Below are 515 nucleotides of genomic sequence, written 5' to 3' on the forward strand. Positions count from 1 at the left end.
GACTGCAGCTCGACGAGGTCGGTGAAGACGTCGGCCTGCCGGCGCAGCTCGTCGGCGATCATCGGCGGCTGGCTCGCGATCGTGGAAATCACGGTGACCCGCACGCCACGGCGCTGAACGGCCTCGACCAGGGAGCGGAAGTCGCCGTCACCCGAGAACAGCACCATCTGGTCGATGTGCTCGGCGAGCTCCATCGCGTTCACGGCGAGCTCGATGTCCATGTTGCCCTTGACCTTGCGGCGGCCGGAGGCGTCGATGAACTCCTTGGTCGCCTTGGTGACGACGGTGTAGCCGTTGTAGTCGAGCCAGTCGATCAGCGGGCGGATCGAGGAGTACTCCTGATCCTCGATGATGGCGGTGTAGTAGAACGCCCTCAGCAGCGTCCCGCGACTCTGAAACTCCTTCAGCAGGCGCTTGTAATCGATGTCGAAGCCCAGAGTTTTCGCCGTCGCGTAGAGATTGGCTCCATCGATGAAGAGCGCGATCTTGTCGGAAGAGGAAGGTGACATTCAGTT

The 515-nt window shown here is 61.9% G+C and carries 1 protein-coding gene; it reads right to left on the reverse strand.

Going from position 1 to position 515, the window contains the following annotated elements; translation table 11 throughout:
* A partial coding sequence (locus tag IVA75_RS07750) for an NYN domain-containing protein (RefSeq protein ID WP_247287502.1) occupies nt 1–509 on the reverse strand: 509 nt, incomplete at its 3' end.
* Nucleotides 510–515 lie beyond the last annotated feature (6 nt).

Source organism: Bradyrhizobium sp. 134, from assembly GCF_023074155.1.
Classification (GTDB): Bacteria; Pseudomonadota; Alphaproteobacteria; order Rhizobiales; family Xanthobacteraceae; genus Bradyrhizobium.